Source organism: Vibrio cholerae ATCC 14035, assembly GCF_000621645.1.
GTDB classification, from domain to species: Bacteria; Pseudomonadota; Gammaproteobacteria; order Enterobacterales; family Vibrionaceae; genus Vibrio; species Vibrio cholerae.
Window position 1 is genome coordinate 1 of record NZ_JHXR01000042.1, and the last position, 10,777, is coordinate 10,777.

The following is a 10,777-nucleotide window of genomic DNA, read 5'->3' on the forward strand; positions in this document are numbered from 1 at the left end:
TTATCGTGGTCTATGGGCGACAGGTCATCACATTTACAAGGATACGCTTACAGTGTTTTTTGAAACCGAGAGTGGCAGCGTCCCAACAGAGCTGTTTGCATCGAGCTACCGCTACAAGGTGCTACCGTTACCGGATTTCAATCACTTTGTGGTGTTCGATACCTTTGCAGCGCAAGCGCTGTGGGTAGAAGTGAAACGGGGTTTACCGATAAAAACAGAAAATGATAAAAAAGGACTAAATAGTATATTTTGATTTTTGATTTTTGATTTTTGATTTTTGATTTTTGATTTCAAATAATACAAATTTATTTACTTATTTAATTGTTTTGATCAATTATTTTTCTGTTAAACAAAGGGAGCATTATATGGTAAAGATAATATTTGTGTTTTTTATTTTCTTATCATCATTTTCATATGCAAATGATGATAAGTTATATCGGGCAGATTCTAGACCTCCTGATGAAATAAAGCAGTCAGGTGGTCTTATGCCAAGAGGACAGAGTGAGTACTTTGACCGAGGTACTCAAATGAATATCAACCTTTATGATCATGCAAGAGGAACTCAGACGGGATTTGTTAGGCACGATGATGGATATGTTTCCACCTCAATTAGTTTGAGAAGTGCCCACTTAGTGGGTCAAACTATATTGTCTGGTCATTCTACTTATTATATATATGTTATAGCCACTGCACCCAACATGTTTAACGTTAATGATGTATTAGGGGCATACAGTCCTCATCCAGATGAACAAGAAGTTTCTGCTTTAGGTGGGATTCCATACTCCCAAATATATGGATGGTATCGAGTTCATTTTGGGGTGCTTGATGAACAATTACATCGTAATAGGGGCTACAGAGATAGATATTACAGTAACTTAGATATTGCTCCAGCAGCAGATGGTTATGGATTGGCAGGTTTCCCTCCGGAGCATAGAGCTTGGAGGGAAGAGCCGTGGATTCATCATGCACCGCCGGGTTGTGGGAATGCTCCAAGATCATCGATGAGTAATACTTGCGATGAAAAAACCCAAAGTCTAGGTGTAAAATTCCTTGACGAATACCAATCTAAAGTTAAAAGACAAATATTTTCAGGCTATCAATCTGATATTGATACACATAATAGAATTAAGGATGAATTATGATTAAATTAAAATTTGGTGTTTTTTTTACAGTTTTACTATCTTCAGCATATGCACATGGAACACCTCAAAATATTACTGATTTGTGTGCAGAATACCACAACACACAAATACATACGCTAAATGATAAGATATTTTCGTATACAGAATCTCTAGCTGGAAAAAGAGAGATGGCTATCATTACTTTTAAGAATGGTGCAACTTTTCAAGTAGAAGTACCAGGTAGTCAACATATAGATTCACAAAAAAAAGCGATTGAAAGGATGAAGGATACCCTGAGGATTGCATATCTTACTGAAGCTAAAGTCGAAAAGTTATGTGTATGGAATAATAAAACGCCTCATGCGATTGCCGCAATTAGTATGGCAAATTAAGATATAAAAAAGCCCACCTCAGTGGGCTTTTTTGTGGTTCGATGATGAGAAGCAACCGTTTTGCCCAAACATGTATTACTGCAAGTATGATGTTTTTATTCCACATCCTTAGTGCGTATTACGTGCGTTATGTTAAATTAAGGCATAAAAAGAGGTCGCAAACCCCAATCTGCTCCCTATTCTTAATCCAGCATTAAACATAACTGTATTTACCATAAAATACCTAATAATCATATTTATCATTTGACAATGTTAAGCATGATTATTAATGACAGTGTTTGTGTAATCCCTTGATTTGAAAACCTGTTACCAACACATTTCAAATGTGTTTAGGTTTACTTCGCTAAAAAAGAACTCCACACTAAGGTGGAGTTATTGGCAGTTTGGGGTTACACGAGGAGTAAAATACGACTTAACCACCTGCTAATTTGACTTTGTGTCCTTTCGATTCAAGCAATGTTTTGAGTTGATCTCTAACATCTCCTTGAATTTCAATATCGCCATCTTTTACAGCTCCACCACATCCACATTTTTTCTTGAGTTCAGCGGCAAGCAGCTTTAGAGCGGCATCGTCAAGGTCTAAACCTTTTACAATAGTGACACCTTTTCCTTTACGGCCTTTAGTTTCACGGAAAATGCGGACAATACCATCGCCTTTTGGACGCTCTATTTTTTCATGCTCAGGCTTAATGCGCCCGACTTCGGTTGAATACACCAATGTCATACTTTTACTATCTTTTTTGTTGCGCTTGTTGTTGCATCGCTCGTTGTCTTGCAACGAGGTAAGCTTCAATATGTTTTTGAATGGCGATTTTGGAACCTTTAATCAAACGGCCATTAAAAAAGCAATACCACTCATTAGCTTCACCGGTATCGTTTTTGATAGTGAAGCCATTGAATTGCTCTTGAGCTCCGGCCGAAACTTCACGTTTTTGGCCGATCGACTCAAATTCTTTTGGATCAATAATCGATGCAGTATCGCAAAACCAGTCAATGCTCTTCTTTACCGCAGCCAAATTACCCGTCAATACGTGGTTTTTTATCCTGACTTGCCATATTTCAGTTGAATTGGCAGCCGATTGGAGATTGAAACCTCGATAGATTGCAACAGCCATAGATACTCTGCTTTTTTATCCCTAGGTACCTAAATAATAATTCTATATCTCAGGTTATCAAGTATATTGTCGCTAATTCTTTAGCTTACATAGAGTTATCTCATGTCTGTTACGACCTTTTCCAACCAAATCGGCGGAGTTGAGTGACAACGTCACCCGTCTCCTAATGCCCTACTTCGCATTTACTATGTGTTGGTGACACATTGCGCGAGGAATTCACTAAATCGGTGTCCGTTATGCTCTAGCATTTTCGGAAACATGGAAATCGGTGTCATTCCTGGAAATGTATTGACCTCATTGAGGTAAATTTGTCCCTCTTGAGTCAAGAAAAAGTCGATCCGAGATAAATGACGAAGCTTCATATGGATGAATACACGTTCAGCATATGTTTGAATTAATTCTTTGTGTTTCTCGGTTAGATTTTCAGCTTCTAAGACGGTTCTGGCGTGGCTATTCGCACTGTACTTTTCTTCATATGAATAGAATGTACCTTCTGGTGCAATCACTTCTCCCGGTTTTGAGATATAGAGTTTTCCGTTCATCTCATAAGCAGAAACCTCTAACTCTCTAGGTTTAACGGCTTGCTCGACAAGAACTTGCTCTGAGAAACCAAAAGCAGCCTCAATGGCGGGGGCAATCTGATCTTCTGTGGTTACTTTGTAGCATCCGACTGAAGAACCCTGACGAGCAGCTTTGACAAAGATACTTCCCCAATGACCAAAAGCTTGCTTGGCTTTATCAATCGAGCTTGGTGTATTTTGGGTTAAAAATAGATACGGTGTGTTAGGAATATCTAATGCGTCATACCATAGTTTGGACGTGATTTTGTTAAAGCTGTTTGCACTGGCTTCTGGCCCACAGCCTAGATAAGGAATGCCTGCCAGTTCTAACATGGATTGAATATCCCCAGTTTCTCCCGGGAAACCATGGATGCAAGGAACAACAAAATCTATTGGGTAGGAAGCCTTATCGCTATTTAATGTTGCGCTATTTGTATCGAGGTATACAAGGGCTCCTTGTTCGGAAAACCATCCCTCTTTTTTCATCTCGACTCGAATCACGTGAAACTCTGGAGTCAGTTCAAGCTGTTGTTGGATGTAGTTGGCTGATACGAGAGAAATTTCGTGCTCAGATGAGCCGCCACCGCACAAAAGTAGGATTGTTGTCTTAGTCATTAATCTTTCCGTGACACCGAAGTAGTAATTGATGGCTATGATAGTTCATTCAATGTGAAGTTTCAGTCAATGTTATCGTTTCTCACGAAAACCTTATTCAACTGCTCACAGAACAAACAATAAAGGGGCCTACGCCCCTTTAAAGAAGTATTAGTTGAGCTTATTAAGCGTCGGGAATTCCGAGTTCTTGATCGAATCAATGCTCTTCACGAAAGGCTTCATTTCTCGCAATTCAACTGGAAGGCTTGAAATAGCAGCGGCGGCCTCTTGGCGAGTCGCATAATCTCCGTAAAGTACGGTATACCATTTTGTACCATTGACCAGTTTGTAGTTTTCCCAAATAGGTTGGCCATTTCTAGGGAGTTTAGATGCGAATTGGTCCACTTTACTTTGCGCACCCACAGCAACCACTTGAATGGTAAAACCATAACGAGGATTCATTGCGACTTGTTTGGCGCTAGGCGGAGTAATGGAGACGGCAGGCTTAGCCTGTGGACTCATCTTGACTACTTTTTTCTCGCTGTCCGGCGTCATTTTTACAACGTTTTGTTCAACGTTCTGCTCAGAAATGCCGTCTGCCACACCATATTCGGAAATGACAGGCTGCTCAACAGCGGCAACTGAATATTCTTCGCGATGACTTTCTGTCTTCACGTCTGTGGTGTATTCACCGGATGCGCAAGCTGCAAGAAGTGCTGATAGCCCAATAACTGCGATTTTTTTCATAGATATAGTCATGCCTTAGGTACAAAGTGCTTTAAATCATGCACATTGCAACCAAGAGAATCAAGCTTACCGAGTCATTATATGCATCTATCCTGTGATTTATGGCACAAACTAACCAAAGGGAACTGTAAACTCGATCACAGAGGGCTGTTCTCGCCCAACAGAGCTCACAAGAATTGGTTACCATATAAACAGACATTCCATTAGGTAGGCAGGGTATGGACCACTTGAATCAATTGCTTAGACCCAAATCTGTCGCTGTGATTGGGGCATCCGTTCGGTCTTTCCGTGCGGGTAATATTGTGATGAAAAACTTACTTCAAGGTGGTTTTGATGGCGCCATTATGCCTGTCACGCCCTATTATCCTGCCGTTTGTGGTGTATTGGCTTACAAAACGATTTCCGACCTCCCGATTGTGCCTGATATTGCGATTCTTTGTACTCACGCCTCGCGCAATGTCAGCTTATTTAAACAGTTAGCCGAGAAAGGAGTCAGACAAGTGATTGTTTTATCTTCCGATATGTACTCTTTGGATGCACAAGGCGAAGAAATTCAAGCCCAGTGTATGACGATAGCTAAATCTGTGAATATGCGAATTTTGGGGCCTAATAGCTTGGGGCTCATCTTGCCTTGGATGCAATTCAATGGTTCGTTTTCTCCCGTTTCAGCCTTAAAAGGCAATATTGCTTTTGTGTCACAATCTGCGGCGGTATGTACCACTATCCTTGATTGGGCTAATGATAAAGGTATTGGTTTTTCAGCATTTATTTCTTTAGGCAATGCAAGTGACATTGATTTTGCTGACTTGCTCGATACCCTCAGTACCGATAAACATACCGATGCGATCTTACTGTATGTCGATACGATTCGTGATGCGCGACGTTTTATGTCCGCCGCTCGCGCAGCGTCTCGCAATCGACGGATCCTCGTCTTAAAAGGTGGTCGTACTAAAGCCGGAAGAAAAGCGGCACAAATGCATACCGGTGGCGATGATACTTTAGACATCATTTACGATTCTGCGATTCGCCGTACAGGTATGCTCCGAGTCAATAACACTCACGAGCTGTTTGCGGCGGTAGAGACATTGACCCATTCCGTTCCACTGCGTGGTGAACGCCTTGCGATTATTACGAATGGTGGTGGCCCGGCGATTATGGCTGTTGATGCATTATTAGAGCGCGGAGGTAAACTTGCCCAGCTTGAAGATGAGATTTATGAAAAGCTTAATCAGTCTCTTCCTCAAAGTTGGTCACATAGTAATCCTATCGATATTGTCGGTGATGCTGATCATCAGCGCTATGTCTCCACCTTAAACATTTTGTTGGAAAGCGATAACATTGATGCGATTTTGATCATGCATAGCCCTTCTGCAATCGCGCATTCAGAACAAACCGCTCAAGCACTGGTTGAAGCCGTGCAAAAGCATCCGCGTGCCAAAAGATTTAATATTTTGACCAACTGGTCTGGTGAATTATCTGCCAAGCCCGCACGTACTCTTTTCAATCAGGCTGGGATACCGACTTACCGTACGCCCGAAAGCGCGGTGACGGCTTTCATGCACTTAGTCGAGTACCGACGAAACCAGAAGCATTTGATGGAAACTCCGACCACAACAGAAGTGGTACATGCTTCAGAGATGCAAACTGCGAAGTCATGGATACATGAACACTTAGGTGAACATGATCAGGTCAATCTCGATACTCATCAAATTGGCACGTTGCTTAAATGCTTTAATTTCAATGTATTGCCAACATGGATTGCTTCTGACAGTACAGAAGCGGTGCATATAGCCGAGACTATTGGCTACCCTGTGGCGGTGAAATTACGCTCCCCTGACATTGCGCATAAATCCGATGTGCAAGGTGTTATGCTTAACTTGCGTAACCGGATAGAAGTGGCCAATGCCGCGCAAGCGATTCTGGATAGAACTCAACTCTCCTACCCCTCAGCGAATATTCACGGTTTATTAGTTCAAGGGATGGCAAAACTGGCTGGCGGGGAAGAACTTAGGATCAAAGTCAAAACCGATGCGACTTTTGGGCCAGTAATTTTATTAGGACAAGGCGGTTCTGAGTGGGATGAATCACTCGATGCCGCTGCCGCGCTCCCCCCTCTCAACATGACGCTAGCGCGCTACTTAATTGTTCGAGCGATACGTAGCGGTAAAATCCGGCTACAAAAACTCCCCGTCCCTATTGATATTGAAGGATTATCTGAATTTTTAGTCCGTATTTCACAAATGGTTGTTGAATGCCCACAAGTGCATGAGCTGGATATCCATCCCCTGCTTGTCAACGGCAGCCAGTTTACTATTCTTGATGCTAATTTGGTGCTACGCCAATTCACTGGCGATGCCCAAAGCCGCCTTGCTATTCGACCCTATCCCACCGAGTTGGAAGAAAGGTGCCAAGCACGTGATGGAGAGTGGCTTACTGTACGCCCCATATTGCCTGAAGATGAGCCAAAACATGCCGCCTTTATCAAGAAAGTATCCAAGGAAGATCTCTATAAGCGCTTTTTCTCTGATGTCGGTGAGTTTAACCATGAAGCTTTAGCAAACTTAACTCAAATCGATTTTGACCGAGAGATGGCGTTTGTCGCGGTGAGTGGTGAAGGTGAGGATTCAGAGATTATTGGCGTTTCTCGAGCGTTAATTAATCATGAGAATACCGATGCGGAATTTGCCATCTTGATTCGATCGGATTTGAAAGGAAAAGGGCTAGGTAAGATATTGATGCGTAAGATTATTGATTATTGTAAAGCCAAAGGGACGCAGCAAATGTCGGGCATGACCATGCCTACCAATCGCGGCATGTTAACCCTAGCGCAAAAAATGGGCTTTGCCGTCGATATTCATTTTGAGGATGGCACTGCTGACATGGTTCTGCCATTACGCTAAATATAAAAGTGACAGAAGATCTCAAGGATCCTCTGTCACTTTTTTTGATCTACTCCCAGCGCCAATTCTTCTTCAGGTATTGAATACACCAAGATTTGGCTTCACCCATCTGGTTACGTCGCCAGGCAAGTACGATATCCATCTCTAGATCTTCAGAACCATGAATAGCTTTTAGTTCACCTTTATCAATATAAGGTTGAGCCACTTGCAATGGCAGAGTACCAATCCCTAAGCCCGCCACTAACGCTTTGCATTTTGCGTCCAAATTACTGACCGTTAAGCGAGGTTGACGCTGCAGAATGTTTACACTCATTGCTGGCTGTTCACGAGCCGTATCGGCAATGGCAATAGCACGATACTTTTCTCTGGCCTCTTCATTAAACTCCCCCGAACGACGATGCACATAGTGTGTCGGCGCGGCAACCCAGATCATTTTCATCGTGCCAATGGTTTCTGCTTTCACATCCTGTGGTAAGGCTTCGATGCGCGGGCAGATCAACAAATCCGCACGCCCCGTCGCTAAGGCTTCCCAGCAACCCGCCAAAATTTCATCTTGAATGCGCACTCGCGTTTTACTGATGTTACCCAGTGCTTCAACCATAGGAAAAAGATTCGCTGCGGGCACAATGCCATCCAGTGCAATCGTGATATCGAGCTCCCAGCCATTAGCCAGTAACGTAGCATCATTGACCAATTTTTCGGTCGCAGCCAAGATGGCCCTGCCCCGCTCTAAGATAAGTTTGCCCGCTTCAGTAAAATTGGCTCGATGACCGGAGCGATCAAAGATCATCAAATCCAAATCCTGTTCAAGCTTTTGGATTTGATAGCTCAATGAACTCGGTGCTCGATTAAGCTCATTAGCTGCGGCTGCAAAGCTGCCTCTACGCTCAATTGCATCCAAAATATGCAGCGCTTCAAGAGTGATTGGACTTAACAATGCTCTCTCCTATTGATAGTTCACACCGCCAACTGTGATGAGAGTCACAATTAGCAACATCATAAATGCCATTATGAATAATATAACCCTTTGATTATAAAATTCATTTAGAAAACTCAAGTCCTGTTCTTTTCACATTAAGCAAACAATTAAACACAAATGATAGCAATTATCATTAATATTTATTAGAATTCCTGCGTTTTACTCAACATGGAAATTGCAGGTAGTTCAAATGTATAAAAAGTCTCTGCTCTCTAGCGCGATCATGCTAGCACTCGTGCCTTCAGCATACGCGGATGATTATGCCTCATTCGATGAAGTAGTAGTATCTACAACTCGCTTGAATACTCAAATAACTGACACCGCAGCATCAGTCGCTGTTATCAATGCCTCAGACATTGAACAGCAGATGGCTGAAGATATCGAAGGCCTATTCAAATATACCCCTGGTGTAACATTAACAACGAATTCGCGTCAGGGCGTTCAAGGGATCAATATCCGAGGTATCGAAGGAAACCGCATCAAGGTTATCGTTGACGGTGTAGCTCAACCCAACCAGTTTGACTCCGGAAATTCATTTTTAAACTCATCTCGAGTTGATATCGATACAGATATGGTGAAATCGGTTGAAATTGTTAAGGGTGCGGCATCATCACTACAAGGGTCAGATGCAATTGGCGGTATTGTTGCTTTTGAAACCAAAGATCCTGCCGATATACTCAAAGGCCGTAATATGGGTGGCTATGCGAAACTGAATTATTCGTCATCAGACAAAACATTTAGTGAGTCTATCGCTTTAGCCAATAAATCTGGTGATTTAGAATCGTTAGTCGCATATACGCGCCGTGATGGGCAAGAAATCCAAAACTTTGGTTCGCCAGACCAACAAGATAACAATGCTAATAATTTACTAGTCAAGTTACAGTATCAGCTAAATCCTAAGCATAGACTTGAATTTTCAGGGAACTATATTCGCAATAAAAATGATTTAGAAAACTTAGAATTTTCTGGCTACAAGAACGCTTCTGGTACTGATGAAACGACTCAATATCAGTTAGGCATTAAACATATATGGGATGCCGAGTTTTCTCTTGCTGATCGTATAACATGGCAGTTTGATGTCGTAGGTAAAGAAGAGACTGGTATTACTGATCGCACAAGCAAATCAAATGGAAATATTCAGAAAAAAGATTATTTATACTCCGATAAGGGTTTTTCATTTGATAGCCAGTTAGACAAATCATTTATGGTTTCCAATACAGAACATTATATCGTATATGGTTTTTCTTTAAGTGATAAAGATATAGAAAATACAAACCAAGAGTTTAACTCAATTGGGAAAAACAACGTTATTTTCTACATACCTAATGCATCTGAAAAACGTTATGGCTTTTTTATCCAAGATGAAATTGCATTCGATAACTTAATCGTTACTCCAGGGATCCGTTTCGATTCCTTCGAAACAAAACCCGGAGATACAAGTGCTAACCCGAGCCTAAATGATGCAAGTGAATACAAGAAATATTCAGACTCAGCATTAACAGCGAGACTAGGTACTGTTTATAAATTGAACCAAGAAAATCGTCTGTTTGCACAAATTAGCCAAGGTTTCAGAGCACCAGACTTCCAGGAGCTGTATTACTCTTTTGGTAATCCAGCTCATGGATATGTTTTTAAACCAAACCCTAATCTAGAAGCAGAAGACAGTGTTTCTTATGAGCTTGGATGGCGTTATAACGCAGATAGTGTAAGTAATGAACTATCTATTTTCTACAGTGATTATGATAACTTTATTGATAGTCAAATTGTATCTGGTAGCTTCAAAACAAGGGATGCTGTACACCAATCAATTAATATTGATAAAGCAACAATTAAAGGGATTGAACTTTCTAACCAATTCTTTTGGGATAGATTTATGCCTATTGTAGGCTTTAGCTCTCGTATTGCTGCTGCATATACGGAAGGCAAAGATGGCAATGGAAAACCACTCAATAGCGTAAGTCCTTGGAATGCTGTCACTGGTATCAATTATGATTCAGAAAATAATTGGGGTACTGCAGTTAATCTGACTTATACCGCGAAGAAAAAAGCTAGTGAGATCAATGGTGACTACCAACCAATCTCTTCAGCAACGGTTATTGATGTTACAGCCTACTACAAACCTATTAAAGATTTAACACTACGTGCAGGTGTGTTCAATCTTACAGATGAAGAATATTATAACTGGAATGATGTTCGCGGTTTACCTAGTGAAGATAAAGATAAGACTCAGGCTAAGCGTAACTTTGGTATTACAGCTAAGTACGAATTCTAAATTGTGTGATTCATAGAGATGGTTTCAATTTTCTTAGCTGAAGATCGAGCTTGTAATTTTGCTCTTGAAACCGCTCTTTCTTGATCTGGTAGTTCTG

General features: G+C 41.5%; 9 protein-coding genes and 1 pseudogene. 5 read left to right on the forward strand and 5 right to left on the reverse strand.

The genetic code is table 11. The features are described 5' to 3' along the window. From T411_RS0114925 to ctxB, 3 genes and pseudogenes are all read left to right on the forward strand, one after another. Nucleotides 1-253 (forward strand): annotated as a pseudogene (locus T411_RS0114925) (zonular occludens toxin); the annotation flags it as partial. Nucleotides 254-365: 112 nt separating this feature from the next. Next, complete coding sequence (gene ctxA, locus T411_RS0114930; RefSeq protein WP_001881225.1) at nt 366-1,142, forward strand: cholera enterotoxin catalytic subunit CtxA; 777 nt, start codon at nt 366-368, stop codon at nt 1,140-1,142. Then, nucleotides 1,139-1,513, forward strand: coding sequence for a cholera enterotoxin binding subunit CtxB (gene ctxB / locus T411_RS0114935; protein WP_000593519.1), 375 nt, complete (start codon nt 1,139-1,141; stop codon nt 1,511-1,513). The genes ctxA and ctxB overlap by 4 nt, the downstream gene beginning before the upstream one ends. 412 nt (nt 1,514-1,925) lie before the next feature. Here ctxB and yciH read toward each other — a convergent pair whose 3' ends face one another. The 4 genes from yciH to T411_RS0114955 form a co-directional block, all read right to left on the reverse strand. Next, nucleotides 1,926-2,237, reverse strand: coding sequence for a stress response translation initiation inhibitor YciH (gene yciH, locus T411_RS0114940; protein ID WP_000177186.1), 312 nt, complete (start codon nt 2,235-2,237; stop codon nt 1,926-1,928). A 7-nt stretch (nt 2,238-2,244) separates the two neighbouring features. Further along, on the reverse strand, nt 2,245-2,628 hold the full coding sequence (locus tag T411_RS01000000119605; protein ID WP_000257351.1) for a DUF3319 domain-containing protein: 384 nt from the start codon (nt 2,626-2,628) through the stop codon (nt 2,245-2,247). Between the two features lie 185 nt (nt 2,629-2,813). Next, a complete protein-coding gene (locus T411_RS0114950; RefSeq protein ID WP_000169442.1) occupies nt 2,814-3,803 on the reverse strand; it encodes a D-alanine--D-alanine ligase in 990 nt (329 codons plus the stop codon). Between the two features lie 150 nt (nt 3,804-3,953). After that, on the reverse strand, nt 3,954-4,529 hold the full coding sequence (locus tag T411_RS0114955) for an SPOR domain-containing protein (protein ID WP_000717554.1): 576 nt from the start codon (nt 4,527-4,529) through the stop codon (nt 3,954-3,956). Nucleotides 4,530-4,747: 218 nt separating this feature from the next. On the opposite strand from T411_RS0114955, the gene T411_RS0114960 reads away from it, so the two are divergent. Next, nucleotides 4,748-7,429 (forward strand): bifunctional acetate--CoA ligase family protein/GNAT family N-acetyltransferase, encoded by a 2,682-nt coding sequence (locus T411_RS0114960; protein ID WP_000349833.1) that lies wholly within the window; start codon nt 4,748-4,750, stop codon nt 7,427-7,429. A gap of 49 nt (nt 7,430-7,478) precedes the next feature. Here the strand turns inward: T411_RS0114960 and T411_RS0114965 are convergent, their stop codons facing one another. Further along, nucleotides 7,479-8,366, reverse strand: coding sequence for a LysR substrate-binding domain-containing protein (locus T411_RS0114965; protein ID WP_000950819.1), 888 nt, complete (start codon nt 8,364-8,366; stop codon nt 7,479-7,481). Nucleotides 8,367-8,598: 232 nt separating this feature from the next. On the opposite strand from T411_RS0114965, the gene T411_RS0114970 reads away from it, so the two are divergent. Then, nucleotides 8,599-10,680 (forward strand): TonB-dependent hemoglobin/transferrin/lactoferrin family receptor, encoded by a 2,082-nt coding sequence (locus T411_RS0114970; RefSeq protein WP_000277183.1) that lies wholly within the window; start codon nt 8,599-8,601, stop codon nt 10,678-10,680. Nucleotides 10,681-10,777 lie beyond the last annotated feature (97 nt).